We start from the raw sequence: 26,224 nt of genomic DNA, 5'->3' as shown, positions 1-26,224 counted from the left end.
CCTTATATTTGGATTCAAGCCTTTCTGGTTATGCGTCCAGGCGATATACTTTCTTAAGTCACCGCCGACTGTGCTTTCTTTCGGAAACAGAAACAAACGAGATCTACGGCGAGCGTTTTGTTGAGGTGATGTAACTTTATCAGAAGTACCCATTTTGCATACACAATGTTAGAACCTGAAGGTCTGTCTTTAATTGTTTAAAATTACGAGACACCTGCGGGAAAATTGGTCCCGGCCTCTTAGACGTCATATCGGCAGGCTTGCGATAAAACTATTATATAAAACAGTGCAGGTGTAGATAACAACCAAGCTGAATGAGGACCAGAACATAAGATGGAAGAAGATGACCCCTGTCATTCGACTAAAAGAAAGGGAACCGCTGATTTTATACACAAAAAAAGTAAAGTAAATAACTGAAGCTGAAATAAATAACATGATAATGACTTCCGGTATAGCTATGAAAAACAGTGATAGGCCACTTGCAATGATAAAAATCCAGGAACCCTTTCTAATTTTGTAAAGGTCCTCCCCTTCCTGATCGTTTGAAAAAAATAATAGAGACAGCTGAATAAGTGTATCGGAAATTAATTTCAACGCTGAAAAGACCATAAAATAAAACAAAAGAAATAAAAAGAGAAGTGTGCCTTTGATTCCTGCTTCAGAGAAGAATTCCATCATTCCTCTGTATAGCCCGATCTCATGTAACCATCCTGTGATGAGGCCTTCCGTATATATGGCAAGTGAGCAGCTGAACAACAGGATTGAAAACAAAGGAAAGTGGCTTGTGATATATGTATTTTTCATTGATGACTCCTAAAGAATTCTATATTAGTATACTCTTTCTAATCATAGCAAGCATAAAAAAAAGATCAACAGATTTTTCTGTTGATCTTCCTATTCTCACGTCTGGTAAACAACCTCATAAGCATTCAGTTCACTGCCTGAAGCCGGGCTTTTTTCTTTAGACTCTCTTTTTTCTTTGTGGGCATTCTTAAAGGCATCGCTGTTTTTCCAATCCTCGAAATGCTCTTTTGTCTCCCATTTCGTAAACACAACCAGCTTCCCATCCGGGTTTTCATTATCGAGGAATAAATATTCAAGACATCCAGGAACCTTCTTCATGTTTTCAGCACTTTGGGCAAAACGCCCCTTCATTGCATCCTTTGCTTCTTTAGGCACGTGAAGCTCATTCATAACTACGTACATTTGCTATCCCTCCTAAATATGTATCATACCTTTATTATACATGGGATTTGAATTGCCACAAAATCGAAAGCATTGAACATTCACATTGATTGTATTTTCGTCTATAATATAGGTTAGACTATCCATCCACCAACAAAGGAGGCTTTCACAATGGGACTAGTCTTAATTCTTGGTGTTTGTGTAGCGTTCCTCGTTTCCATCCTGACAGCAGGTGTAGAAGAGAAGCCACACAGCCAGTGAGTATGAATAAGAATTAAGAAAAAGGAGCTTTTTTCCTCAAAAAAGCTCCTTTTTTATTTTAAGACAACCCTTTAAACCCTTGCTGGCGCATTGCCTCATACACTAAAATAGCAGCCGTATTTGAAAGGTTTAATGACCTTACTTTATCTGTCTGGGGAATACGAAGACATTGTTCTTTATACTTATCTGTGATTTCACCAGGAAGTCCTGTCGTTTCCTTTCCAAAGACAAAAAAATAATCCTCTGCTGGATCAGTATAGTCAAAGTCACTGTATGTTTTTGTCCCAATAGTTTCCACAAAGAAAAAATTTCCTTCTGGATGGCTTTCAAGCAATTCTTCAATAGCATCATAATAATTAATCTTAACATTCGGCCAATAATCACAACCTGCTCTTTTTAACATTTTATCATCGGTAGAGAACCCTAATGGCCTGATTAAATGAAGAGACGTATTAGTCCCCGCGCAGGTTCTTGCAATATTGCCGGTGTTGGCAGGAATTTCTGGCTGATATAAAACGACATGGATTGCCATGGCTATTTGCACCTCGTTTCTTCAATAACATGGGATATTATATCATATTACTCCGGCCCTTCCTATTCCCCGCTCAGTACTTAAAAAAGACACAAGAAAAGGGCTGACAGTGTCACACCCCGATGCGGAAAAACTTATATTTTACGTTAGGCGTCCAGGCTGTTGAATCCTCATATGCCCAGTATCTCATTCTGCTATTTGTTGTCTGGGCATTTACCAGCGGTTCATTATTTGCATCTTTAGCCGTAACAATGGTTGTATGCTGCCAGCGCCCATCCCCGTTAAAATCATAACAAATCACATCGCCAGCCTCGAGGTCTTCTGCCCTCTCTGCCTCAGAAGCTGACAAACCCTGGGTTGACCCGCTTAAGTACCACCTCATTGAGTGAGCCACAGACCAGCTGTAACTCCAGTTGTTATTTTGATACCACCAGCCTTGTGACCGGTTAGGGTACCCTCTCATAGGAGCATTCCCAGCTCGTAAACATTGGGAAATAAAATTTGTACAATTATCTGTGAATTTTTCATATTGAGGATTGTAATCATTCCACCATCGTTCAGCATAGCGAATTGCTTCTCTTCGATCATATTGAAAGGAGCGTCTCTCTTGTGAAAAAAAACGGGAAGGAGAATCATTATTTTCAAACAAATACGGTACACTAATAATTTTATCTTCCAGCAGTTTCTTCCCATCAAAAGTGGCTCTTCTCTTTTGCATGATTTCTTCCATGTAAAAATCTTTCTTTAAACGAATGAGAAATGAAGTCACAAACAAGTAATCTACAGCCTTCTCCCCGCTCTTTGAAAATACCCTGTAAGGCAGAATCTCACCGCTGCCTTTTACTCGTTCAGCCTTTCTCTTGCTGTTGCGCTCCTCTCCCCTTCTCAAAGCTGCAAGTTCTTGATTTTCTAATTTACTTATCAATGTTTTTTGTCTTTTCGTATCCCCAGCTACCATGTAAGCTAACAGTTGATCACTATGTTCCGTTAATGTGGACTCCCATTCTCTCACACTATCATCCTCCTCCTTTAAAGATATGAAGGAGGGTGATCGGATACGAATAAGAAATCATACTAGACTGCTTGTTCCTTTGTCTGCCCTGCCTGCAGCTCAGCATAAAAACCTTTATTATTCATTAATTCTTCGTGTGAACCTTTTTCTGTTATTTTTCCATGTTGAAGCACAATAATCTGGTCTGCCTGCCTGATTGTATTTAAGCGGTGGGCGATAACAAAGCTGGTTCGTCCCTTCATCAGCCTTTGCAGTGCTTCTTGTATTTTGATTTCAGTGACAGTATCTATGCTGCTCGTCGCTTCATCCAAAATTAAAATGGCTGGGTCTGCCAAAATCGCCCTGGCAATAGAGAGTAACTGTTTCTGCCCCTGACTGATGCCCTGACCGTTTTGTTTTAAGGTTGTCTCATATTTCTCAGGAAACTTCTGTATGAATCCATCAGCGTTAGCAAGTCTGGCGGCTCGTTCAACCTCTTCATCTGAAGCAGAAAGGTTTCCATACCGTATATTTTCCCTGATGGTCCCTTGAAACAAAAAAGAATCCTGTAATACAAACGCCATATGGCTTCTCACGCTTTCTCTTTTTATGTGAGCCATATTCCGGCCATCCAACTGAATTTCCCCTTTGTCTGGATCATAAAAGCGAGATAACAGATTTATTATTGTTGTCTTTCCGGCTCCTGTCGGCCCGACAAATGCTATAGTCTCACCTGCATGAGCGGTAAAGGTAACCTCAGTCAGCGTCTGTTCATCCCTTTCATAAGCAAAGGATACGTTTGAAAAGGTAATCTCCCCTTTCACTTCTGACAATACTGCCGCCCCTTTTTCATCACTTCTTTCATCTTTTTCATCCATCACTTCAAAAACACGCTCCGCCCCTGCAATTGCAGATAAAAGGGTGTTTACTTGGTTTGCAAGGTCATTTAGTGGCCGGGTAAACTGTCTTGCATATTCTGCAAAAATTACGATTACCCCGATGGTTATCACACCCTGCAAAGCAAGAATACCTCCCACCCCTGCAATGACGGCAAAGCTGAGATTATTCAGCATATTCATCAGCTTTGGAATAAAGCCGGAAATCGTTTGAGCCCAGAAACCAGACTGGCGTAAACGCCCGTTTTTCTCCATAAATGAGTCAATCACTCGTTTTTCAAGAGAAAAAGTCTTTACGATGCTATGCCCGGACATGGTTTCTTCAATATACCCATTCACATCCCCAAGATCACGTTGCTGCTCTTTAAATAACCTTCCTGTCCGTTTTGTGATCCATTTCATCCCGTATACCATTGCCGGTACAATGAGCAGGGTAATCAAAGTCAGAAGGGGACTAAGCCATAGCATGACACTAATTGTGCCAATAAGTGTTAGCAGGCTTGAAAAAATTTGAATGACTGAGCTGTTAAGAGTGTTACTTACATTTTCCATATCATTGGTAACCCTGCTCATCAACTCACCGTGCTGTTTTTTGTCAAAGAAAGGGATAGGGAGGCTGTGAAGATGAGTGAACAAGTCGGTTCTCATTGTATATACTGTCTGCTGGGCAATCCCTGCCATTAAAAAGTTTTGAAGAAGGAGTGAGCCCGAATGGATGAGGTAGACAAAAACAAGGCCAAGAAGGAAAGAACGTAAAGCCCCCAGGTCACCTGTAACCACATAATTGTCAATAGCCATTCCAATCATAAATGGCCCCAGAAGTGCAAAAGCAGAACTTAGCAATACAAGAAATAATACGAAAAAAAGCTTCCCTTTCCGGTAAGAGAGATATAACCAGATTCTTTTTAACGTATCTTTCCAATTATCAGCTTGAGGACGCTTCTTTACTAAAGCATTTTTATTACCATGGCTAAGTGCTCGTTTTTCGTATGAAAAAGGCTCCTTAAGTTTAGAAAACATGTGCTAAGCCTCCTTTCCCGCCTGGGACTTGTTTATACGATAATATAAAGAAGACATGCTCATTAATTCTTCATGCGTTCCTTTGGCAGTCAGCTGTCCTTCATCAAGAAGTAAAATCGTGTCAGCCTCCATGGTAGTGCTTATTTTCTGAGTGATCATTAACACTGTACATGATAAGTCATCCAGCTCCTGCAACAGCTTCATCTCCGTTTTCACATCCAAGGCACTCGTACTATCATCGAGCAACAGAATTCTAGGCTTTCTAATAAGAGCTCTTGCTATGGAAAGGCGCTGCTTTTGGCCGCCTGATAAATTAACACCCTTTTGACCTAAGATGGTGTCGTATTGATGTGGCAGGGATAATATCGTTTCATGTATTTGAGCTTTCCTTGCCGCTTCCTTAATTTCTTCCAAAGAAGCATTTTCTTTGCCCCATGCAATATTTTCTTTAATCGTCCCGGTAAAAAGGAGGGCCTCCTGAGGAACATACCCTATGTTATTCCTTAAAAGGGACGAATCCATTTGCCTTATGTCTTTTCCATCTATAAGTACAGAGCCTTGTTCTGGTTCATATAACCTGGGAATCAACTGGAACAAGGAGGTTTTCCCTGAACCTGTGGCTCCTAAAATGGCAGCCTTTTCCCCTCCTTTGATCACAAAGGAAAGGTTCTCCAACACGGAATCCCTGCTTTCAGGATAACGAAAGGAAACTTGTTGAAACTCGATTTCTCCACGGCCGATTTCCGTAGGCTCGTCCTTACCGGTTTCTACCTCATTTTTTTCAGATTCCAATACTTCCGCAACTCGGCTTGCTGATGCCCGGGCTCGTGAAAACATCATAATAATCATCGTAAAAATAGAAAGGGCTCCTGTCATTCTAGCCGCGTAATTAACAATGGCAACAACCTCCCCTACCGTAGCCCCTCCTGCATTCACCTCAATTGTTCCATACCATAGGACAAACAAGACACTGCCATTGATAAGCAGAAGAATGACGGGCATGGCGATTTCTGTCAGGCGAAGGGCTTTAATTACCTTCGCCCGAAGTTCGTCACTGGCGTGTATAAATCGATTAATCTCATGTGTTCTCCGTAAAAACGCTTTAATGACCCTGATCCCCGCTAAACTTTCATACATTACATTGTTGACTTTATCCAATCGTTCCTGGACTATTTTAAATAGTGACCCCGCTTTTTTCATGACTCCTATTAAAAATATAAGAAGTATAGGAACAGTAATTGCAAAGATTATCCCTAATTGAGCATTTACAATAAAAATCATAGTTATGCTTCCGAGTACTAACAAAGGAGCTCGCAGCATGATTCGAAGACACATAAATATTACATTTTGCAATTGAGTAATATCGTTGGTCATTCTTGTCACCAGGGAAGAGGGTGGAAAAAGGCTAAACGTAGAAAATGAAAAGGATTGGACTTTTGTATATATGGCTTTACGAATGTCATGTCCAGTACTCTGGCTGACATGAGCGGCGTAAAAGGAGTTGATAATACCTGCAGTAAAAGCAACTAGAGAAAGGCCCACCATGACCCCTCCCCATTGAAGAACAACAGAAAGATCCCCTTCCATAATACCATCATCAATAATTCGTGAAATTAAAAAAGGCTGTACCAATTCAACCCCAAGTTCTATAAGCATTAACAGCAAAGCAACAAAAGCTGCCAGCCGGTATGGCTTCATAAATGAAAAAACCTTTCTCATCGAAGTTCCCACCTTCAACAAAAGACAAAGTACATGGTTCATTTATCGAAATACTTTATATCACTTTATCACACTTGTTAACCTCTCATAGATAAAAACGCACCCTCTTTGAAGACAGGAAGACAAAAAAAAGAGACTGTCTCAAAAGCAAAGCTTTTGCGCACAGCCACTTCTTTTTTAGGTCTAAGCATTTAGTCAGTCGTAGTGCTGTCCTCTTATTCTTACAGGTTTAAGAGGAAACTTTCTGCAAGGCTCCTTCCAACACTAATAACTGCTCTTTTTTGCGAAGGCCTCCTCCGTAACCAACCATCGCCCCGTTGCTTCCTACTACGCGATGACATGGCAGGATAATAGGGAGTGGGTTTTGGTTGTTTGCTGCCCCTATCGCTCTGACGGCTTTCGGGGCTCCTATTTCCAAAGCTACTTGTTTATAAGATTTTGTTTGGCCGTATGGAATAGCATTCAACGCTTCCCACACAAGCCTTTGAAATTTAGTTCCATAGAGATCTATCTCAACATCAAATGTATTTCTTTCACCTGAAAAATATTCTTCCAGCTGGGTAACAACCGTCTGAAGAGCTTCATTGTTTTGTTGAAGCAGGTCGACTTTTAAATTCTTTTTCTTCAACCATGTTTTAACCAAGGGGAGAGAGTGTTCGGCAGACCCATATTGGAGCATGCAAACCCCCTGATTGGTACCTACAAGCGTTATTGGACCTATGAAACTGTCCATCTCTGAATAGAAGACTGATCGCTTCTCAGACACAGATACCACATCCTTCCATGCCATTCTTGTCCTTAATACTACATAATTATTATGGAACTTTCCAAAGCTATTTTATGCTATATTAGCTTATTTTAGGGCATTATCAACTTCTTTTTTTACATTGCTGTCGATTTCTTGTTTAAGCGCCTGATTAAGATAATCTCTGGACTCTCTATTATTTATTTCACCTAATGCCCAGGCAGCAGTGCCACGAATGACTGGACGAGGATCATCAATAAGCAATTTCCCTAAATCGTCTACAGCCTTTTCTTCTTTAAAATGACCTAAAGCAATAATAGCATTTCTCTGTATAGGTTTCTTCCCTCTCCAAGAACCAGCAATTGGACCAAACTTTCTCTTAAATTCTTTATTGCTGATTTGAAGCAAGGGAATGAGTTTCGGCTTAACGATTTCAGGATCTGGTTCAAACTCTTCTTGATGATGATAATCGATCCCTTTATTTTCTGGGCAAACCTGTTGGCATGTGTCACAGCCATAAAGTCTATTGCCAAGCTTTTTCCTATATTGATCCGGTAAAAAGTCTTTTGTTTGTGTCAGATAAGCAATACATTTATTAGAGTCAAGCTGGCCTCCTTGAACCAACGCCCCTGTCGGGCAAGCCTCTACACATTTATTACAAGAACCGCATTGATCAGTAACTGGCTGATCAGGAGGAAGGGATAATGTAGTGATCATTTCTCCTAAATAAACATAAGAGCCAAATTCCGGAGTAATAATGGCGCAGTTCTTTCCGCTCCATCCTATGCCGGCCCGCTCTGCCACAGCCCGGTCAGATAATTCCCCAGTGTCTACCATTGATTTCATCCTGGCGGCCGGAGCTTTTTCCTGGATAAATTCCTGCAGCTTTTCTAATCTGTTTTTCAATACTCTATGATAATCCTCCCCCCAGGAAGCACGGCAAAACACGCCTCGTCGGTCGCCTTTTTTGCTTTTTGGAGGGTTTTTCATTTTTGATGGGTAGGCCAAAGCAATTGCTATGATTGTTTTAGCTTCCGGGAGAACCATATCAGGGTGAGTTCGTTTATAGATATCCGGTTCTTCAAATCCAGATTGATATCCAAGCTCCTGCTGCTTTAACAACCTGTCTTTTAAGGATAAGAAGGGATTTGCAGAAGCAAAGCCAATCTTATCAATTCCAATCTTTTTACTATATGCAATAATTTCTTCTTTCAACTGGGCATCTGCCATTCTTCTCACTCCTATCTCAATAAAGCACTTGTATAGGCGGCCTGGACTAAGTTGTGATAAACTAAGCAACAAATAAATGCAAGAGGAGGAAGGCAATGAACATATCTATTCACCAGGACATCAAAAAACGAGTGCCTGATTTTAAAATCGGTATCCTTACCTATAAAGATATTGTGGTTGATGAGTCCCCTAAAATGTTAAAAGGGCGGCTCGAGTTTTTTCAGGAAAAAATTCAGGTTGATTTAGAAAACGACTCTGTAACCAGGTATCAAGGCGTGAAAGAATGGAGAAAGGTATTCAAGACTCTTGGCATTGATCCCGGCAGGTATAGGCCGTCTCATGAAGCCCTCTTTCGAAAAGTAGGGCGAAAACAGAAAATGGGCTTTATAAACTCAGCAGTGGATCTAAATAATTTCTTTTCTCTGCAATATGAAATCCCATTTGGAATTTATAATTTGGACCAACTTCAAGATTCTATCATATTACGCCTTGGTAATGAAGGCGAAAGTTATAAAGGCCTGAACGGCCGGGAAAATTCCTTACAAGGCCGCCTTGTCTCCGCTGATGCTCAAGGGCCCTTTGGCAGTCCTATTGTAGACTCGGCAAGAACGAAAGTAGACAATACCACTGCAAATGCGTTACATATTGCTTACCTTCGGCCGTCGATGGCGTCTGCAGAAGCCAATGAGATGTTAAGCTCTCTGGCAAAAATGTTCACCCAGCTTCATAGCGGTGATGCTGAATGGTTTCTCTTAGAGTAGTCCTACCTTCATTTATGAAGAGGCTGTCCCATAAGCTTTTTGGGCAACCTCTTTTTTTAACGATGGCATGGAAGCTCTCTTTCACCAAAGGTACAAGTGCGACAGCCATTTCGCCTTCACTTCATATTCATTCACTGTTTTCTTTGCCTAAAATGCATGACGACTCTTCGGGTACAAACATACATCATTTATAGGTACCTTCATATCCCATTTTTTCACAATGAGCTCAAAAAATATCGAGGGGTCTAATAAGACCGCTAATTGTGCGGCTTGTTAAGACACCCTCTTCATTATACCATGATCAACTGCCCAATAAACCAGGTTGACCGTTGTTATTCCAACGGTAATACTGCTTTAGATTCTGAAGCAAGTTCCGTGAGAGACTGTTATACGACTAGAGCTTTGGATCTTTATGGTTGTCTAAGCAAGGAAACAAAAGAAAAGCCACCCTGATGTTACTTCAGGCTGGCTTCTTATAGAGTAATAGCTTGTAAAATGCTTTCTTTGGAAGATCGGAAGACCGGGTAGGATATTCCTTCCTCTTTCAGTGAATGGCTGTGGGAAAATCCTATACGTTGTAATATCCTTTCTCCATCCTTTGAAATGGCAATAGCTCCAATCTCTTTAATGTTCTGGTCCTGTTTCTCAATCCAATGAAGCTGTGAAACCATATCATACAAAAGGTGTTTCGTATATTCCTTTGCCTTTTGACTATGAATATCAACGATAATAGAAATCAAGTAAAGATATACATCACCTGGTTTCTTGTAATCTATAATATGTTCGCATAAGCTCTTTTCCGATATTTCACCGGTCAGGACCTGTTCGTACACCGTTTTGGGAAGAGGGAATAAACTGTGAATCCCTTTAACCTGTTTATTCTCTTTATACACCCTGTAAACAAAAGGGTTTCTTTCCATAATAGAAAGGACATACTCTTTTGAAACGTGCCACTCTTTTGGGTAAATTTTATAGTTCAGCTCTAACATTTCATTTATGTCTTCTTTTTCTGGTGTTACCATTTCACCGTTATTATGCCGGGTCATGTTTATTGCTCCAATCTACAGCGATTGTTTTTTCCTCTTCTTCTACTTCGTTGATTACAGATAATACAAAGGCAGCAAATTCTTTGTCATACCATGCAGCGGAATCTTTAAACATCCCTCTGGCCAGAGAGCAGCCTTTAAAAAAGTGTTTGATAAAAGCTACCCAGGATTCCCAATCTTCTTTGTCGTTCTTATTCTTGTAGATCTTTTTGTGGTAAAAATCAAAAATGATGTCAAAGAAGTTAATATAATAATAAATAAAAGCCTCTTTTTTTCCTTTTCTTAACGGGGTTTTTTCTATATGCTGCGAAATAGGATGATCGTCATAAATACTCCATAAATCCGGATCCTCTATGTACATCTTGTCAATTTCAAGCATTAACTTATTATGTTCTACTCTGGCCTCATTTCTTATTGTGATATTATTATACCGGTATGTAATAACAGCTACTCCCCCTGATATAGTTAAAGACAGCAGGGAAATAAGCAAGGTTACTGTATTTGCATCCACCATTAGTCACCCTTTAGTATTCATTTACGCCATTATACCAAAGTCCCACTTTCTTGTGGATTTTTCATCCATCATTACATAATAAAAGCACCCCAACTTATAGGTGGGGTGCAGTCCTTTCTTTGTTTACGAGTCACTTACCGGATGAGGCTGCTGAAAATCTTTTGCACAAGAGTGGCATACATCAAGAAGTTCGTGATCTGCTGCTTCTTCCATTCTTTCTTCCTCACGTCTGCCGCATATTTCGCACACCCGTGGCATCGGCGTGCACCTCCTCAGAAGTATGTTTTTCTAAGACCCTTCGTCGCCTTCCACTCTATAGCCAGCATCAACAACGGCCTGCTGAAAATCGATGTATGATGCTGCTTTTTCATCATATGAAAATACCGCTTCCTGCTTATCCACATCTACATTGACTTTTCTTATGCCCCAAACATCTCTAAGAATATTTTCCACTTTCAGGGCATCCTCTTGATTGCTCAAATTATTTATGACAAGCTTTTGGGTTTCCATTGTGACTTCTCCTTACCTACAAGTATGAAAAACACAGAGAGAGTGGGATCGTAGCTCTCTTCCTCTTATCGATCAGCTTCAGGTTTATGGTTGTTCAACGCCTCTCCCATTCCTTTTAAGAAACCGAACATCGTTTGCATAGAAGCATTGATATCAGGATCTCTCAATGATTTTGCCATTCCCCAGAGGGAGAGCTTCTCATCGCTTTCTATCCCTTTACTTGTGCGGTCAAGACCATTAGCAACCCCTGCAAGTAATATCTCCATATCCTTCGGGTCCACTTTACCTAAAAATTGAAAAGCCTGGGTTCCTGCCTGTACCACGCGGTGCACATTCGGCTGATTAATCTGTTCTACGGCAATGGCACCAATTTTATCCCGGGTTCTCAAAAATCCCCGTGCCATATCTAACACTTCTGCATCCTTAACTTCTTTAATAACCTCCAGAAGAAGCATGAGTGACTCATGATTATCAGCTGTCATGTCCACAAGTGTTCTGATTGCTTCTTCTCTTTCTTCTGCCTGACTTGGATTATGCTTTTCAATTTGCGTGATCTGTTTGGCCATCATTCATCCCCTCTCCTTCAATAAGATCAGCAATCGGGGTAAAGTCGTCCCTTGACCACTTGTCTTCCACTTTTACTCCAAACTGCGGCTGGCGGTTACCAAACCTGTAATTATGCCGTGGGAGCGGAGACTCCCCATCCGCTTCAATGACCTCCATTTTGACACTCATTTCCTTATAGTTTGGAGTATGAGTCACTTTATCATGGTAGCTGCTCGTCAGCATGTTTACGGCTTCCATTTCATCCGTTGTATTCATCGGCAGATACAGCTCTTTCCCAGAGACATGCTCGGTCACCCAGACTCTTATCTTCACTTCGCCATACGGGGACGTTAATTTAACAAGGGCTCCCGTTTTTATTCCGCGTTCTTCTGCCAGTTCTGGAGACACTTCAAGCCAAGGCTGAGGAACTTTGTGAGTAATACTCTTAGACCTGTACGTTAAGTTCCCTTCATGAAAATGCTCAAGCAATCTTCCGTTATTTAAATGTAAATCATACTCTTTTTCGTCGGGCACATAAGGCTTTCTCCATTCCACAGGATAGAGCTTCGCTTTCCCGTCTGCAAATGGAAATTTCTCAGTGTACAAAAGAGGTGTACTTTCTCCACTTTTTTGGACAGGCCAAAGCTGGCTGTTCCATTTCTCAAGCCGCTCATAGCTCACTCCGGCAAAAAGCGGTGCCAGACTTGCTGCCTCATCCATGATTTCGCTTGGGTGCTTATAATTCCACTTAGCCCCTAAACGATTAGCAATGGCCTGGAATATTTTCCAGTCAGGCTGACTGTCCCCAAGTGGTTCAAAAACTTTATGAAAACGCTGGATTCTTCGTTCCGTGTTCGTAAATGTTCCATCCTTCTCAAGGCTGGGAGCAGCAGGCAAAACAACATCTGCAAACTCGGCCGTTTTGGAGAAGAAGACATCCTGGACTACAAAGAACTCAAGCTTTTCAAAAGCGGCATGTACGTGATTAATATTGGCATCAACCAGACCCATCTCTTCACCGAATAAATACATTCCTTTTACTTTCCCACTGTGAATGGTTTCAACAATTTGATGGTTGTTTAAACCTGGTTTTCGAGGCAGTGAAACACCCCATGCCTTTTCATACCTTGCTCTTATTTCTTCATTTTCCACAGGCTCATAACCTGGCATCCAAGCCGGCATCGTCCCAAAATCGCAGGCTCCTTGAACGTTATTATGTCCTCGCAACGGATAAGCCCCTGTACCTGGCTTGCCGTAATTTCCGGTTACTAACAAAAGGTTGGAGATGGCTGTACTCGTTTCAGTGCCTCCAATATGCTGTGTAACCCCCATCGCCCAGCATATGCACATCGTTTCAGCCTCATTGATCGTAGTCGCTAATTCAATAAGCTCCTCTTTCTTTAATCCGGTTTCTTGTTCAGCATATTCTAACGTATACTTGTCTAAAGAATCGACGTATTCGTCAAAATTATTAACCCTGTTCTTGATAAAGTCATCATCCGCCCAGCCCTGATCGATGATGTACTTTGTCACCGCAGAGATCCATATTAAATCTGAAGATGGAACTGGATGGAGAAATTGATCTGCCATCTGAGCTAATTCATGTTTTCTTAAATCAGCGACAATCAATTTCTGCCCATGAAGCTTATGGGCTCTTTTTATCCTCGTTGCAAGAACAGGGTGTGATTCAGCAGGATTTGCTCCAATTACAAAGACTAAGTCAGTCGTCTTAAGATCCTCTATGGTTCCTGCATCCCCTCCGTACCCAACTGTCCTCATAAGTCCCGCTGTCGCCGGGGACTGACAGTACCTGGAACAGTTATCTACATTATTTGTGCCCATTACCCCGCGGGCAAGCTTTTGAAAAAGGTAATTTTCTTCATTCGAACATTTAGAGGAGGCAATGAACCCCATGGAATCTGGGCCATACGTGTCCTTTAATTCAGTAAATTTAGAAGCAATGAGCGTTAATGCTTCATTCCAGGTAGCTTCTACAAACTTTCCTTCTTTTCGAATCAAAGGCTTGGTAAGCCTCTCTTCACTGTTTACAAAATCCCATCCCCATTTTCCTTTAACACACGTCGAAATACCGTTGACAGGTGCATCAGGCTGAGGCTGGATTTTTAAAATATCTCTTTCCTTCGTCCATACTTCAAAGCTGCAACCTACCCCGCAGTAGGTGCAAACTGTTTTGGTGCGTTTTATCCGATCCTCACGCATCGTTGCTTCAATGTTTGACATTGTAAAGATCTCTTGATATCCCGGCTCTACCTCTTTGGTTGTTTCAATAAGCGGGCCAAGAACATCCTTTGGCATCCCTGTCATATATCCAGCTTCCCCGAGCATTGATTTTTCCATCAAGGCATTACATGGACAGACAGTGACACAATGACCACACGACACACAAGACGATTGATCAATGGGAACGTCATTATCCCAAATGACACGTGGGGTTTCCCGCTTCCAGTCAATGCTAAGCACTTCACTCACCTGTAAGTCCTGGCAAGCTTCTACACAAAGGCCGCAAAGGATACACTGGTCAGGCTCATACCGGTACATAGGATGTGAATTATCAGGAGGATAAGGTTTTGGTTTAAATTCATACTTTTGGTGTTCAATTTCTAAATATTCTGCTGTATTGTGCACTACACAGTTACCATTGTTGTTATCACATACTGTGCAATACAGCTCATGGTTTTTTAGGATTCGCTGCATACCTTCTTCCTGAGCTTCCTTTGCCTTTTCAGAGACCGTTTTAACCACCATTCCAGGTGCTGCTTCTGTCGAACAGGAACGTTTCAGTTCTCCGTTTACTTCAACAAAACAGGTATCACATGTTTCAATAACTCCAAAGCCTAAATCAGGCTGTGAGGAGCAAATGGCAGGAATATACAGATCGCCGTACTTTGCTGCCTCAAAGATTGACTGGCCTGGTTTTGCCGTAAACTCTTCACCGTTGATTTGTATGGAAAAAGTCTGACTGTCCAGTCTCATCACCTGCTTTCCAACAATTTCTTAGTAAAATATTTCCCTGTTTTTTTTGCATTATACAATGAAAGCTGTCAGCTCTGATTTGCTAATTTCAGCTTTTCTTTCTGAATTCCTTGAATATCCCGCTTGATCAAAAAGGCTGTACCAAGAGCAGTTGCAATTAAAAAAGCAAAGACATAGAAGGTCGTAGTATAAGCGTTTGTCGCTTCCCTTATAAATGAAACAATCATAGGGCCTACAACACCCGCCACTGCCCATGAAGTCAGGAGATAACCGTGTATGGCTCCAAGCTGTTTTGTACCAAACATGTCACCTATAAATGCCGGCAGTGTGGCAAAGCCTCCTCCGTATATAGAAACAATAAGGTACATTAAAATCTGGAAGATAAGAGCATTACCCACCATGGGCAGGATCATAAAGGAAACCAGCTGAACACCGAAGAAAATTAAGAATATATTAGGCCTCCCGATATAATCCGAAAGAGTAGACCAAATAATACGACCACCACCATTAAAGAGCCCCATAACCCCAACTACAGTAGCAGCTGCCATAGCCGTCATTCCAACTAACTCCTGAGCCATAGGTGAAGCCACAGCAATTAACATGATTCCTGCGGATATATTTATAAGCATCATCCACCATAGCAGCCAGAAACGTTTTGTTTTTATGGCTTCATTAGCTGTTAACTGAGCCAGATCTTCTCTTTTTTCAACCTCGCCGTCGTCTTTTTTCTCTTTAGCTGCTGCAGGCATCCAATCCTCTGGAGGCCGGGCAATGTACCATGCGCCCAGAGACATCAAAACAAAGTAAACAGCTCCTAACAGGTACAGAGTATTGGCCACCCCCATTCCTTCAATGAGCCTTGCAGCTACTGGACTGGCAATTAAAGAGCCTGCTCCAAAACCAAACACCGCCATCCCTGTAGCAAGCCCCCTTCTGTCAGGAAACCATTTCACCAGAGTAGACACCGGAGAGATGTATCCAATGCCAAGACCGATCCCTCCAAGGATCCCGTAGGTAAAATAAAAGCCATATAACGATCCGATTCCTATGGAAAATCCTGCGCCAATTAAGCCTGCACCAAATAGAACAGCTGCTAAAAAGGCCGATACCCTGGGACCACGTTTTTCAACAAACCTTCCAAAAAAGGCAGCTGAAATGCCAAGGAAAAAGATGGCCAGCGTAAAGGCTATCGTCACTGTTGCCCCGCCCCAGCCCAGTTCCTCATACAAGGGGGTTTGGAACACACTGTACGCATAAATAGATCCAATGGAGAGGTGTATAAATACAGCAGACAACGCAATCAACCACCGGTTTTTTTGCTTCATAACATGAACTCCTTCCATAAAAGAATTATCAAGTCTTCATAGAGTAACCAAAAACATAAAAATTACCCAATATAGGGTGCCTGGCACCACTCTCATTTGTAACATAGATGTAACATAAATGACCCAGCCTCCTTTCATTAGAGGCTGGGTCTCGTTTCATGCTTTCAGGATTCTTCTTTTTTCTTTTTAATAACCATAATAAGCTAAAATCCCCGCTGCGCCTTGTAAATTTTTGCAAAAACCACTAGATTTTTAACTTATTTTTTTCATTGAAGTTGCTCATATTGTGCCATATAATGAACTTGTTCAGTTCTTGTTGTAGAACAAAAGTGATAGAATCACCCTTAGAAAGGAGCAGCTACCATGAATCAATCCCTTCATTTTCCTAAATCGAACGCCCCTTAATGACAGAAGAATCCTTCCTTGTGACTTTTATGCTTTTGTTCTTTATATAGTTTTTATTTTATTTTAGTAAAATGACAATTCTATCTGCCTTTATGCATACATTGACGTGTGGTTATTAAATAGGAAAAGAGGGGTGTAGGTTGAAAAAGGTTCTCGCCTGCATACTGGTTGGACTTCTGTTTTTACTGTGGCAAGTTCCAACTACATCAGCATCTACTGGTCAAATGATTGTCATTAACAAAGCAACGAATCAGCTCGCATTTTATGAAAGCAACAAATTAGTCCGGACGTTCAGTGTAGCTACCGGACGGAGTTCTAATTTAACACCTGAAGGAAAACACAAAGTAGTCAATAAAATTGTGAACCGCCCGTATTATAAAGGCAATATTGCCGGCGGCGATCCAAAAAACCCTTTAGGAAAGCGCTGGATTGGCCTTAACGCCAGAGGAACCAACGGAAACACATATGCCATCCACGGAAATAACAATCCCTCTTCCATTGGTACTTATGCAAGCGCAGGCTGTGTCAGAATGCATAACAATGAAGTGGAATGGCTTTTCAGCCGGGTAAAAGTAAACACTCCTGTTGTCATTACTACATCCAGCCAGTCTTTTGATACAATTGCAAAGAATAATGGGTACAAAATAAATGGAAGCAGCAGCCCTTCCAGTCCAGGAGGCACTACAAGCGGAACACTTAAACGAGGAAGCAAAGGAGAAGCAGTAAAAGAAATTCAACGACAGTTGAGTGCTGCAGGTTACAAGGTTTCTGCAGATGGCATATTTGGAAAAGGAACCGAGGATGCTGTGAAAAAGTTCCAGAAGGCTAATAAGCTCAAAGCCGATGGGGTTGTAGGCACTCAGACGAAAAACCTTTTAGCAAACCAGAGTAAAACCGTCAATAAGTCTCCATCCACTTCCACTCAAATTAAAAGCGGTACACTAAGAAAAGGAAGCAGCGGAAGCGAAGTGAAAAAGCTTCAGCAGAAACTGACCAGTCTTGGCTTTAACACAAGAGGTGCTGACGGGAAATTCGGTCCTGCCACAGAAGCGGCAGTGAAGAGCTTCCAAAAAGCCAACAAGTTGAAAGTCGATGGCGTTGCCGGACCACAGACTATTAAAGTAATTAACAGTAAATAAAAACAAACCCGTTCCCATAATCAGGAACGGGTTTTAATATAATTTTTTAATAATCTATCAAAAAGGCTGTTCTTTCTTTCTAGGGCGTAAGGTTACTGCCATTGAATGACTTGGGCGATAATGAGAAATACAGCTGCAATCGCGGCCCATATTAAGAATAAAGGAAAATAGAACTTTACCCACTTATGCCAGCTTACCCCTGCCAGAACAAGAGTAGCCATAAAATAACCTGAAGTAGGAAAAAGAATGTTTCCTAAGCCATCGCCAAATTGAAAGGCAAGTACAGCAGTTTGTCTGGTCACCCCAATCATATCAGAAAGAGGAGCCATAATAGGCATCGTTACCAGAGCCTGTCCGCTGCCAGAAGGTACGAGGAAGTTAAACAGTAGTTGAGACATAAACATCCCTATTGCGCTTAAGGTTCCAGGAAATTGACCTACCACTGCTCCTAAGTTATAAATGAGCGTATCCATCACCTGGCCGTCCTCCATAACAACGGCTACTGATCTTGCGACTCCAACGATAATTGCTCCCACTAATACCTCGCGAAATCCTTGATTAAAGCCTTCACAAACCTGAGCTGCTGTTAAACCGGCTGCCATACCTACCACAATTCCCATAACAATGAAAAGGCCTGACATTTCCAGCATGAACCATCCTTGAGCAATGACTCCATATATCAGAATGGCAAAAAAGCCAATTAAAAAGACGCCAGCTCCTTTCTGCCTTGGAGTAAATCTTCTACTTTTTGATTCATCAGGATTTGAGTAAGTTTCACGTTTTTCTCTATCTTCTTCATAGACCAGACTGCTTTCTGGATTGGCTTGTACCTTTTTAGCATAACGAATGACATAGATAATCCCCACTCCTAAGATAACTACAAGAGCTATCAGCCGAAGCTCTATTCCTGAATACAAAGGGACTTCCGCTATTTGCTGTCCAAGCCCCGTGTTAATTGGATTAAGAAATCCGGTCATAAACCCAGCAGTCGTTGCTATAAGAGCTACAGCTGCTGCCACCATAGAATCATAGCCTAAAGCTATTAAAAGCGGAATAATAACTGGAACATACACTAAGCTTAGCTCCTGTGTGCCGATAACTCCGCAGACGGCAGCAAAAGCGATCATTAGAACCGGAATTACTGCAGTACTTTTCGTTGAAAAAGCTGTTGTCAGCTTGTTTACCCCTATTTCAATAATGCCGGTTTTACGAAGAACCATAAACATGCCGCCAATAATAAGAGTAAAAAAGACTACTTCTCCTGCTTCCACTAATCCTCTTGGTATGGCGAGCATGAATTCCTCAACACCAGCAGGTGATGCATCTACCTGAGTATACGATTCTGGATCGATAGACTCCCTTCCCTCCGGTCCAGTAATCCGTTCAAACTCACCAGCAGGAATGAGATGTGTTGAAATAGCTGCAAGAGCCATAAGAATGAACAATATAACATAGATGTGCGGCATCTGAAACTTTTTTCTTTTTGTTTCACTTTTTGTTTCACTTTCTGTATTCATTTCTATATCCCCCAGTAGAAGTCTAAAGTTGTTATCCTTGATTAGTGTTCATAATACTGGGGGGGAAAACGAAAGTCATTGTACACTTTAAACAAAATATTTGATATTTTTTAGAATAATTATATATAAAAAAACACATTTGCCTATTTTCCAGGGTCTACAGATGTCAGATTTCCTCACATGGAAATTTATAAATTCTCATTTTAGTTATGGGGTGTTGTACCCACTATACTTAATGATTCACTTTGAAACGTTTAAAATGGAATCAAATGAAGCAGTAGGAGGAGGGTTTGCCTCTCCATCCTCTCACACCACCGTATATACGGATCTCGTATACGGCGGTTATGCCTTTCATGCATTTTCTTATAAAAAGCTTCCATGTTTAGAAGTCCTGCTTTTTGCAGGACTTCTTTTGTGATGGCACGATGTAGAATAAAGGACTTTGATATTCACCAGTAGCCCTTGCGGGTATTAGCCCATTCCCATGCCTTATCTCTGGGAACTTTCAGCTTGATCAAACTTCGATATCTGGTTTTCACTTTCTTCCACCTTTTTCAGATTAACTGTCTGATCCTTCTTCTCACCCACTGGGAGATATTATGAACATAGTTCATCATCCTGGAGATCCCCCATGGTATGCAACCCAGCCGCGAAGAACACTGCACACTCAAGCATTACTCTTCGCTTCCAGCGTACCCTCCCGCAGGCATCCATCTTTCGATGTTGTCTTTGCTCGTTGCATTCTCCACACCTCCAAGCTTGTCAGTGATTCTTATTGTTCGACCCTTCGTTACGAAGTGTATGTGACTACTATGGTCTCTGTTGACTTCTTATCATTCACAATCCCATCGCTGGCATCGTTATCCCTGTAAGGAATTTCTCCTTCGTAGAAACCCTGATAAGACCTCCCCGGGTAAGTCTGACCGCTTTCCACCCGTGGGTGCGGTATTTACTGTGCGGAGTTCGGGCAATGTAGGATTTTATCTTGTTGTGCAAACTCATCCTTTCCGCTTCAGCCTTGTATCCTGTTTCTGTTCGTTACCGCGTGTGATTACGTCCGGCTTTCTTCAGATTCCGGGTCGCACTGGACACCCTTCCCATTCGCTAACGACTCCCATTACCATGCCGTAGTGGACTTTCACCACATAGCTGCCAGACACTCCGGACCCACAAAAAAGACTTCCCACTATTGTGAGAAGCCTTGACTTAAAGAGTTATGTAATATGTATGGTACCGGTGGTCGGGGTCGAACCGACACTCCATAAGGAACACGATTTTGAGTCGTGCGCGTCTGCCAATTCCGCCACACCGGCTTAATATACATATTCAGTTAAATAAATGGTGCCGAGGGCCGGACTCGAACCGGCACGGTTGAAACCAACCGCAGGATTTTAAGTCCTGTGTGTCTGCCAATTCCACCACCCCGGCAGCTGTTACCTAAGTTGGAGGCGGCACCCGGATTCGAACCGGGGAATAAGGGTTTTGCAGACCCGTGCCTTACCACTTGGCTATGCCGCCATGTGCATGTTTTCATTATATGCACAAGGACTATACAATATGAAAATGGAGCGGAAGACGGGATTCGAACCCGCGACCCCCACCTTGGCAAGGTGGTGTTCTACCACTGAACTACTTCCGCGAAATGGCTGGGCTAGCTGGATTCGAACCAGCGCATGACGGAATCAAAATCCGCTGCCTTACCGCTTGGCTATAGCCCAAAATCTATGGGGCGATTGATGGGAATCGAACCCACGAGTGCCGGAGCCACAATCCGGTGCGTTAACCACTTCGCCACAACCGCCATATGAGTAAGATAATGGCAGGGGTAGTAGGAATCGAACCCACATCAAAGGTTTTGGAGACCTTCGTTTTACCATTAAACTATACCCCTATTAAATAGATGGTGGAGGGGGACGGACTCGAACCGCCGAACCCAGAGGGAGCAGATTTACAGTCTGCCGCGTTTGGCCAACTTCGCTACCCCTCCAAAAGGGACAATAAATATATTACAAAACATTTACTTTATCGTCAAGTGTATTTCTTGGTAGATTTACTATAAACTGGCTTACTTATAATAACATTAATCACTTTGTTTCCAATATGCTTATAGTAAAAGTGGTGCCGGCCAGAGGACTTGAACCCCCAACCTACTGATTACAAGTCAGTTGCTCTACCAATTGAGCTAGACCGGCCTACTATGAAAGTGGTGGCTCGAGACGGAATCGAACCGCCGACACGTGGATTTTCAGTCCACTGCTCTACCGACTGAGCTATCGAGCCTTAAATGGCGGGCCTGACGGGGATCGAACCCGCGATCTCCTGCGTGACAGGCAGGCATGTTAACCGCTACACCACAGGCCCCTATTAATTTGTTTGCATTCCTATGTTTTATTGCTTTGACGCTTATTCGATGTCGTAGCAAAAACTTAATTGGTTGCACCCTGGCGGGAATTTTTTTGGTTGCACTCTTCCGAGTACTACTCATGTTTTTTTGCTTTGACGCTTATTCGACGTCGTAGCAAAAATTTAATTGGTTGCGGGAGGAGGATTTGAACCTCCGACCTCCGGGTTATGAGCCCGACGAGCTACCAGACTGCTCTATCCCGCGATATTATAAATATAGATGTGAAAATACTTGGTTGCACTCTTTCGAGCACTACTTATTTTTTTTGCTTTACGCTTATTCGACGTTGTAGCAAAAACTTAATTGGTTGCACCCTGGCGGGCACTAATGATATTCCCTTGCCGCTGAGGTCTCTCGACGTAGTAGCGGGAATTATTTTGGTTGCGGGAGGGGGATTTGAACCTCCGACCTCCGGGTTATGAGCCCGACGAGCTACCAGACTGCTCTATCCCGCGATATTATTAAAAAATATGGTGGAGGATGACAGGATCGAACTGCCGACCCCCTGCTTGTAAGGCAGGTGCTCTCCCAGCTGAGCTAATCCTCCAAATAAGTGGTGACCCGTACGGGATTCGAACCCGTGTTACCGCCGTGAAAGGGCGGTGTCTTAACCACTTGACCAACGGGCCACTATCTACAATATCCAAAATGGCGGAGAGCGAGGGATTCGAACCCTCGAGACGGGTTTAAACCGCCTACACGATTTCCAATCGTGCTCCTTCGGCCACTCGGACAGCTCTCCGTGGCTCCACAGGCAGGATTCGAACCTGCGACCGATCGGTTAACAGCCGATAGCTCTACCACTGAGCTACTGTGGAATATTGGAAAGCCTGGCAGCGTCCTACTTTCACAGGGAGTTGCCCCCCAATTATCATCGGCGCTGAAGAGCTTAACTTCCGTGTTCGGCATGGGAACGGGTGTGACCTCTTCGCTATCGCCACCAGACATAGAGAACATCGTTCTCTCAAAACTGAATAACAGAGAAGAAATAGAGTATATCACCGAGGCGCCCACCTATTTGTGTTAGGATAAGCCCTCGACCGATTAGTATCTGTCAGCTTCACGTGTCGCCACGCGTCCACCTCAGACCTATCAACCTTGTCATCTTCAAGGGGTCTTACTAGCTTGGCGCTATGGGAAATCTCATCTTGAGGGGGGCTTCATGCTTAGATGCTTTCAGCACTTATCCCGTCCACACGTAGCTACCCAGCTATGCTCCTGGCGGAACAACTGGTACACCAGCGGTGTGTCCATCCCGGTCCTCTCGTACTAAGGACAGCTCCTCTCAAATTTCCTGCGCCCGCGACGGATAGGGACCGAACTGTCTCACGACGTTCTGAACCCAGCTCGCGTGCCGCTTTAATGGGCGAACAGCCCAACCCTTGGGACCTACTTCAGCCCCAGGATGCGACGAGCCGACATCGAGGTGCCAAACCTCCCCGTCGATGTGAACTCTTGGGAGAGATTAGCCTGTTATCCCCAGGGTAGCTTTTATCCGTTGAGCGACGGCCCTTCCATACGGTACCGCCGGATCACTAAGCCCGACTTTCGTCCCTGCTCGACTTGTAGGTCTCGCAGTCAAGCTCCCTTTTGCCTTTGCACTCTTCGAATGATTTCCAACCATTCTGAGGGAACCTTTGGGCGCCTCCGTTACTGTTTAGGAGGCGACCGCCCCAGTCAAACTGCCCACCTGACACTGTCCCTGAACCGGATCACGGTCCGAGGTTAGAATTTCAGTACAGCCAGGGTAGTATCCCACCAGCGCCTCCACCGAACCTGGCGGTCCGGTTTCCAAGGCTCCTACCTATCCTGTACAAGCTGTACCAAAATCCAATATCAAGCTACAGTAAAGCTCCATGGGGTCTTTCCGTCCTGTCGCGGGTAACCTGCATCTTCACAGGTAATATAATTTCACCGGGTCTCTCGTTGAGACAGTGCCCAAGTCGTTGCACCTTTCGTGCGGGTCGGAACTTACCCGACAAGGAATTTCGCTACCTTAGGACCGTTATAGTTACGGCCGCCGTTTACTGGGGCTTCAATTCGAAGCTTCTCCCCGAAGGGGATAACCTCTCCTCTTAACCTTCCAGCACCGGGCAGGTGTCAGCCCCTATACTTCGCCTTGCGGCTTCGCAGAGACCTGTGTTTTTGATAAACAGTCGCTTGGGCCTTTTCACTGCGGCTCTCCGGGGCTTTAACACCCTAGAGAGCACCCCTTCTCCCGAAGTTACGGGGTCATTTTGCCGAGTTCCTTAACGAGAGTTCTCCCGAGCGTCTTAGAATTCTCATCCCACCTACCTGTGTCGGTTTGCGGTACGGGCACCTCTCACCTCGCTAGAGGCTTTTCTTGGCAGTGTAGGATCAGGAACTTCGGTACTATGATTTCCCTCGCCATCACAGCTCAGCCTTACAAGAAGCGGATTTGCCTGCTTCTCAGCCTACCTGCTTGGACGCGCATATCCAACAGCGCGCTTACCCTACCTTTCTGCGTCCCCCCATTACTCAAATGGTGAGGAGGTGGTACAGGAATTTCAACCTGTTTCCCATCGCCTACGCTTTTCAGCCTCGGCTTAGGACCCGACTAACCCTGAGCGGACGAACCTTCCTCAGGAAACCTTAGGTTTTCGACGGAAGGGATTCTCACCCTTCTTTTCGTTACTCATACCGGCATTCTCACTTCAAAGCGCTCCACTGGTCCTCACGATCCAGCTTCTCAGCCCTTTGAACGCTCCCCTACCACGAACACCTGATGGTGTTCATTCACAGCTTCGGTGATACGTTTAGCCCCGGTACATTTTCGGCGCAGAGTCACTCGACTAGTGAGCTATTACGCACTCTTTCAATGATGGCTGCTTCTAAGCCAACATCCTAGTTGTCTAAGCAACTCCACATCCTTTTCCACTTAACGTATACTTGGGGACCTTAGCTGGTGATCTGGGCTGTTTCCCTCTTGACTACGGATCTTAGCACTCGCAGTCTGACTCCCGAGAAATAAGTCTCTGGCATTCGGAGTTTGACTGAATTCGGTAATCCTGTAGGGACCCCTAGTCCAATCAGTGCTCTACCTCCAGGACTCTAACTCGAGGCTAGCCCTAAAGCTATTTCGGGGAGAACCAGCTATCTCCGAGTTCGATTGGCATTTCACCGCTACCCACACCTCATCCCCGCAATTTTCAACTTGCGTGGGTTCGGGCCTCCAACAGGTGTTACCCTGTCTTCACCCTGGACATGGGTAGATCACACGGTTTCGGGTCTACGACCACGTACTATGGCGCCCTGTTCAGACTCGCTTTCGCTGCGGCTCCGCCTCTTCAGCTTAACCTTGCACGGGATCGTAACTCGCCGGTTCATTCTACAAAAGGCACGCCGTCACCCATTAACGGGCTCCGACTACTTGTAAGCACACGGTTTCAGGATCTCTTTCACTCCCCTTCCGGGGTGCTTTTCACCTTTCCCTCACGGTACTGGTTCACTATCGGTCACTAGGGAGTATTTAGCCTTGGGAGATGGTCCTCCCGGATTCCGACGGGGTTTCACGTGCCCCGCCGTACTCAGGATCCACTCCGGAGGAAACGAAGTTTCGGCTACAGGGCTCTTACCTTGTCTCGCAGGTCGTTCCAGACCGCTTCGCCTACTTCGTTTCTTTGTAACTCCAATGGAGTGTCCTACAACCCCAGGGTGCAAGCACCCTGGTTTGGGCTGTTTCCGTTTCGCTCGCCGCTACTCAGGAAATCGCATTTGCTTTCTCTTCCTCTGGGTACTAAGATGTTTCAGTTCCCCAGGTCTGCCTTCTTACACCCTATGGATTCAGGTGCAGATCCTATCCCATTACGGATAGGGGGTTCCCCCATTCGGATATCTCCGGATCAAAGCTTACTTACAGCTCCCCGGAGCATTTCGCTGTTCGTCGCGTCCTTCTTCGGCTCCTAGTGCCAAGGCATCCACCGTGCGCCCTTTCTAACTTAACCTATTAGGTGGTTTGTTTCTAAGTCACGCCTCGAAAGTTCCACTTTCATGAAACTCCGGTGTGATTTTTGGCTCTATTTCTTCTGTTATCCAGTTTTCAAAGAACGATGAAGCACAGGACGTGCTTTCCCTAAAGGAAAGTTCCTGTTTTGAGAGTTATCCTCTCAAAACCGAATGAAAGTCAAAACGTCCGGCCAGGACCCGAAGGTCCTAGTCGTCGATTCGGAAAAAATTACTCCGTAGAAAGGAGGTGATCCATCCCCACCTTCCGGTAGGGATACCTTGTTACGACTTCACCCCAATCACCTGCCCCACCTTCGGCGGCTGGCTCCTAAAAGGTTACCTCACCGACTTCGGGTGTTGCAAGCTCTCGTGGTGTGACGGGCGGTGTGTACAAGGCCCGGGAACGTATTCACCGCGGCATGCTGATCCGCGATTACTAGCGATTCCGGCTTCATGCAGGCGAGTTGCAGCCTGCAATCCGAACTGAGAATGGCTTTTTGGGATTGGCTAAACCTCGC

Annotated in this window: 20 protein-coding genes, 17 tRNA genes, 2 rRNA genes and 1 other annotated feature (1 of these 40 running past the window's edge); of the genes, 4 read left to right on the top strand and 35 right to left on the bottom strand. The window is 43.8% G+C overall.

The genetic code is table 11. The features are described from left to right. Nucleotides 1-246: 246 nt before the first annotated feature. The 8 genes from CEF17_RS02010 to queG form a co-directional block, all read right to left on the bottom strand. Entirely contained in the window at nucleotides 247-804 is a 558-nt protein-coding gene (locus CEF17_RS02010) for a DUF5366 family protein (RefSeq protein ID WP_100398062.1), read from the bottom strand. A 96-nt stretch (nucleotides 805-900) separates the two neighbouring features. Beyond that, on the bottom strand, nucleotides 901-1,206 hold the full coding sequence (locus tag CEF17_RS02005; RefSeq protein ID WP_054636673.1) for an antibiotic biosynthesis monooxygenase family protein: 306 nt from the start codon (nucleotides 1,204-1,206) through the stop codon (nucleotides 901-903). Between the two features lie 298 nt (nucleotides 1,207-1,504). Next, complete coding sequence (gene trmL, locus CEF17_RS02000; RefSeq protein WP_100398061.1) at nucleotides 1,505-1,978, bottom strand: tRNA (uridine(34)/cytosine(34)/5-carboxymethylaminomethyluridine(34)-2'-O)-methyltransferase TrmL; 474 nt, start codon at nucleotides 1,976-1,978, stop codon at nucleotides 1,505-1,507. A gap of 112 nt (nucleotides 1,979-2,090) precedes the next feature. Beyond that, entirely contained in the window at nucleotides 2,091-2,936 is an 846-nt protein-coding gene (locus tag CEF17_RS01995) for an amidase domain-containing protein (protein WP_100400752.1), read from the bottom strand. A 116-nt stretch (nucleotides 2,937-3,052) separates the two neighbouring features. After that, nucleotides 3,053-4,885 (bottom strand): ABC transporter ATP-binding protein, encoded by a 1,833-nt coding sequence (locus CEF17_RS01990; RefSeq protein WP_100398060.1) that lies wholly within the window; start codon nucleotides 4,883-4,885, stop codon nucleotides 3,053-3,055. Between the two features lie 3 nt (nucleotides 4,886-4,888). Beyond that, on the bottom strand, nucleotides 4,889-6,604 hold the full coding sequence (locus CEF17_RS01985) for an ABC transporter ATP-binding protein (RefSeq protein WP_100398059.1): 1,716 nt from the start codon (nucleotides 6,602-6,604) through the stop codon (nucleotides 4,889-4,891). Between the two features lie 229 nt (nucleotides 6,605-6,833). Beyond that, nucleotides 6,834-7,394 (bottom strand): methylated-DNA--[protein]-cysteine S-methyltransferase, encoded by a 561-nt coding sequence (locus CEF17_RS01980; RefSeq protein ID WP_054636670.1) that lies wholly within the window; start codon nucleotides 7,392-7,394, stop codon nucleotides 6,834-6,836. Nucleotides 7,395-7,457: 63 nt separating this feature from the next. Next, complete coding sequence (gene queG, locus CEF17_RS01975; RefSeq protein ID WP_100398058.1) at nucleotides 7,458-8,579, bottom strand: tRNA epoxyqueuosine(34) reductase QueG; 1,122 nt, start codon at nucleotides 8,577-8,579, stop codon at nucleotides 7,458-7,460. A gap of 95 nt (nucleotides 8,580-8,674) precedes the next feature. On the opposite strand from queG, the gene CEF17_RS01970 reads away from it, so the two are divergent. Continuing rightward, nucleotides 8,675-9,340, top strand: coding sequence for a B3/B4 domain-containing protein (locus CEF17_RS01970; protein ID WP_100398057.1), 666 nt, complete (start codon nucleotides 8,675-8,677; stop codon nucleotides 9,338-9,340). A gap of 473 nt (nucleotides 9,341-9,813) precedes the next feature. Here the strand turns inward: CEF17_RS01970 and CEF17_RS01965 are convergent, their stop codons facing one another. From CEF17_RS01965 to CEF17_RS01940, 7 genes are all read right to left on the bottom strand, one after another. Next, the gene (locus CEF17_RS01965) at nucleotides 9,814-10,386 is read right to left on the bottom strand and encodes a hypothetical protein (protein WP_100398056.1); all 573 of its coding nucleotides are present in this window, start codon (nucleotides 10,384-10,386) and stop codon (nucleotides 9,814-9,816) included. Beyond that, nucleotides 10,373-10,897 carry a hypothetical protein gene (locus CEF17_RS01960; RefSeq protein WP_054636668.1) on the bottom strand — a complete coding sequence of 175 codons (525 nt, stop codon included), beginning with the start codon at nucleotides 10,895-10,897 and terminating at the stop codon, nucleotides 10,373-10,375. Before CEF17_RS01960 ends, CEF17_RS01965 begins: the two co-directional genes overlap by 14 nt. 126 nt (nucleotides 10,898-11,023) lie before the next feature. Then, on the bottom strand, nucleotides 11,024-11,158 hold the full coding sequence (locus CEF17_RS20805; RefSeq protein ID WP_269758211.1) for a hypothetical protein: 135 nt from the start codon (nucleotides 11,156-11,158) through the stop codon (nucleotides 11,024-11,026). Between the two features lie 30 nt (nucleotides 11,159-11,188). After that, the gene (locus CEF17_RS01955) at nucleotides 11,189-11,410 is read right to left on the bottom strand and encodes a heavy-metal-associated domain-containing protein (protein WP_054636667.1); all 222 of its coding nucleotides are present in this window, start codon (nucleotides 11,408-11,410) and stop codon (nucleotides 11,189-11,191) included. 65 nt (nucleotides 11,411-11,475) lie between these two features. Continuing rightward, complete coding sequence (locus CEF17_RS01950) at nucleotides 11,476-11,979, bottom strand: helical membrane plugin domain-containing protein (RefSeq protein ID WP_054636666.1); 504 nt, start codon at nucleotides 11,977-11,979, stop codon at nucleotides 11,476-11,478. Beyond that, nucleotides 11,951-14,950: a formate dehydrogenase subunit alpha gene (fdhF, locus tag CEF17_RS01945; RefSeq protein WP_100398055.1), complete on the bottom strand. Its 3,000-nt coding sequence runs from the start codon at nucleotides 14,948-14,950 to the stop codon at nucleotides 11,951-11,953. Before fdhF ends, CEF17_RS01950 begins: the two co-directional genes overlap by 29 nt. Before the next feature lie 68 nt (nucleotides 14,951-15,018). Then, complete coding sequence (locus CEF17_RS01940; protein ID WP_100398054.1) at nucleotides 15,019-16,275, bottom strand: L-lactate MFS transporter; 1,257 nt, start codon at nucleotides 16,273-16,275, stop codon at nucleotides 15,019-15,021. Nucleotides 16,276-16,820: 545 nt separating this feature from the next. Here CEF17_RS01940 and CEF17_RS01935 point away from each other — a divergent pair. Beyond that, the gene (locus CEF17_RS01935) at nucleotides 16,821-17,819 is read left to right on the top strand and encodes a L,D-transpeptidase family protein (RefSeq protein ID WP_100398053.1); all 999 of its coding nucleotides are present in this window, start codon (nucleotides 16,821-16,823) and stop codon (nucleotides 17,817-17,819) included. A gap of 92 nt (nucleotides 17,820-17,911) precedes the next feature. On the opposite strand, the gene CEF17_RS01930 is transcribed toward CEF17_RS01935, so the two are convergent. Continuing rightward, nucleotides 17,912-19,336, bottom strand: a complete 1,425-nt coding sequence (locus CEF17_RS01930) for a YfcC family protein (protein ID WP_232725389.1) — start codon at nucleotides 19,334-19,336, stop codon at nucleotides 17,912-17,914. Nucleotides 19,337-19,499: 163 nt separating this feature from the next. On the opposite strand from CEF17_RS01930, the gene CEF17_RS20250 reads away from it, so the two are divergent. Together CEF17_RS20250 and CEF17_RS19800 are read left to right on the top strand one after the other, a co-directional pair. After that, the gene (locus CEF17_RS20250; RefSeq protein ID WP_198508858.1) at nucleotides 19,500-19,754 is read left to right on the top strand and encodes a hypothetical protein; all 255 of its coding nucleotides are present in this window, start codon (nucleotides 19,500-19,502) and stop codon (nucleotides 19,752-19,754) included. A gap of 181 nt (nucleotides 19,755-19,935) precedes the next feature. Further along, on the top strand, nucleotides 19,936-20,208 hold the full coding sequence (locus tag CEF17_RS19800; RefSeq protein ID WP_157842894.1) for a hypothetical protein: 273 nt from the start codon (nucleotides 19,936-19,938) through the stop codon (nucleotides 20,206-20,208). A 356-nt stretch (nucleotides 20,209-20,564) separates the two neighbouring features. On the opposite strand, the gene CEF17_RS01920 is transcribed toward CEF17_RS19800, so the two are convergent. The 19 genes from CEF17_RS01920 to CEF17_RS01830 all read right to left on the bottom strand — a co-directional run bounded on the left by CEF17_RS01920 (nucleotide 20,565) and on the right by CEF17_RS01830 (nucleotide 25,705). Further along, nucleotides 20,565-20,649 (bottom strand) — tRNA-Leu (locus tag CEF17_RS01920). A 26-nt stretch (nucleotides 20,650-20,675) separates the two neighbouring features. Continuing rightward, nucleotides 20,676-20,764: transfer RNA gene (locus tag CEF17_RS01915), tRNA-Leu, on the bottom strand. Nucleotides 20,765-20,779: 15 nt separating this feature from the next. After that, a tRNA-Cys gene (locus CEF17_RS01910) sits at nucleotides 20,780-20,854 on the bottom strand. 46 nt (nucleotides 20,855-20,900) lie between these two features. After that, a tRNA-Gly gene (locus CEF17_RS01905) sits at nucleotides 20,901-20,975 on the bottom strand. A gap of 4 nt (nucleotides 20,976-20,979) precedes the next feature. Further along, nucleotides 20,980-21,054 (bottom strand) — tRNA-Gln (locus CEF17_RS01900). A gap of 7 nt (nucleotides 21,055-21,061) precedes the next feature. Then, nucleotides 21,062-21,137, bottom strand: a tRNA-His gene (locus CEF17_RS01895). A 16-nt stretch (nucleotides 21,138-21,153) separates the two neighbouring features. Further along, nucleotides 21,154-21,227 (bottom strand) — tRNA-Trp (locus tag CEF17_RS01890). Nucleotides 21,228-21,237: 10 nt separating this feature from the next. Then, a tRNA-Tyr gene (locus tag CEF17_RS01885) sits at nucleotides 21,238-21,323 on the bottom strand. 129 nt (nucleotides 21,324-21,452) lie between these two features. After that, nucleotides 21,453-21,528 (bottom strand) — tRNA-Thr (locus CEF17_RS01880). A gap of 12 nt (nucleotides 21,529-21,540) precedes the next feature. After that, nucleotides 21,541-21,616 (bottom strand) — tRNA-Phe (locus CEF17_RS01875). A 5-nt stretch (nucleotides 21,617-21,621) separates the two neighbouring features. Further along, nucleotides 21,622-21,697: transfer RNA gene (locus CEF17_RS01870), tRNA-Asp, on the bottom strand. A gap of 170 nt (nucleotides 21,698-21,867) precedes the next feature. Continuing rightward, nucleotides 21,868-21,944 (bottom strand) — tRNA-Met (locus CEF17_RS01865). Between the two features lie 174 nt (nucleotides 21,945-22,118). After that, nucleotides 22,119-22,195: transfer RNA gene (locus tag CEF17_RS01860), tRNA-Met, on the bottom strand. 16 nt (nucleotides 22,196-22,211) lie between these two features. Next, a tRNA-Val gene (locus tag CEF17_RS01855) sits at nucleotides 22,212-22,287 on the bottom strand. 7 nt (nucleotides 22,288-22,294) lie between these two features. Next, a tRNA-Glu gene (locus CEF17_RS01850) sits at nucleotides 22,295-22,369 on the bottom strand. A 20-nt stretch (nucleotides 22,370-22,389) separates the two neighbouring features. Then, nucleotides 22,390-22,482 (bottom strand) — tRNA-Ser (locus tag CEF17_RS01845). Nucleotide 22,483: 1 nt separating this feature from the next. Further along, a tRNA-Asn gene (locus CEF17_RS01840) sits at nucleotides 22,484-22,558 on the bottom strand. A 10-nt stretch (nucleotides 22,559-22,568) separates the two neighbouring features. Beyond that, nucleotides 22,569-22,685, bottom strand: a 5S ribosomal RNA gene (gene rrf / locus CEF17_RS01835). Between the two features lie 79 nt (nucleotides 22,686-22,764). Continuing rightward, nucleotides 22,765-25,705, bottom strand: a 23S ribosomal RNA gene (locus CEF17_RS01830). Nucleotides 25,706-25,946: 241 nt separating this feature from the next. Then, nucleotides 25,947-26,224 (bottom strand) — a sequence feature (mutual gap in cmsearch alignment for this rRNA model is longer than 100); it runs 1,004 nt beyond the window's last position.

This window comes from Bacillus sp. FJAT-44742 (assembly GCF_002797315.1).
Lineage (GTDB): Bacteria > Bacillota > Bacilli > Bacillales > Marinococcaceae > Thalassorhabdus > Thalassorhabdus alkalitolerans.
The sequence above is the reverse complement of the archived record's forward strand: the minus strand, read 5'-3'. Positions and strand labels throughout refer to the sequence as shown.